Here is a 545-nt window from a genome sequence, read left to right as displayed (position 1 = left end):
GCCTTGCTACGCTCTGACGACAGTCGCGCTAGTCGGCGAGCTCTGGGCTTCCATCGGGCGGCAGCAGAGGCGGGGCATGGGGAGCCGATAGAAATCGTGTTCCCCGAAAGTAGTCCCCAAGCTGGACGCGGACGCGAAGCGCTGCATGCGTTGCTGACGCGCGCGCCGCAAGTCGATGCAGTGTTCTGCAGCTCCGATGCCCTCGCCCAGGGCGTTCTTGCCTACGCAAATGCACTTGAACTAAAGGTACCGACACACTTCGGCGTCCTAGGCTTCGGCGACCAGGCACTGGCGGCTGAGACGGTACCAGCTCTTTCAACGCTAAGAGTGGACGGCACACGCATTGGTCACCTGGGAGCGCAAGCCTTGTTGGCTCGCATGCGTGGTGAAACGATCCCTTCAGCACAGGATGTGGGCTTCGAAATAATCCAACGTGCCAGCACAAGCAGCGACGCACGCTGAGCATCAGCGTCGCGCCTTTGCTCTCTTTGAGCACAAGAGATGGCCCATCTAGGTTCGAATGCATCGCTGAGCGGGCCCGAGAT

At 60.7% G+C, this 545-nt stretch carries 1 protein-coding gene; it reads left to right on the top strand.

Translation table 11 applies throughout. The features are described 5' to 3' along the window. Positions 1 to 462, top strand: a 462-nt coding sequence (locus AC07XB_RS39070) for a substrate-binding domain-containing protein (protein WP_492833079.1), incomplete at its 5' end; no start/stop codon positions are given. Between the last annotated feature and the right edge of the window lie 83 nt (positions 463 to 545).

Source organism: Cupriavidus sp. GW821-FHT02F09, assembly GCF_059421605.1.
Note: the sequence above shows the minus strand (reverse complement) of the source record. Positions and strands in the feature narration are given on the sequence as shown.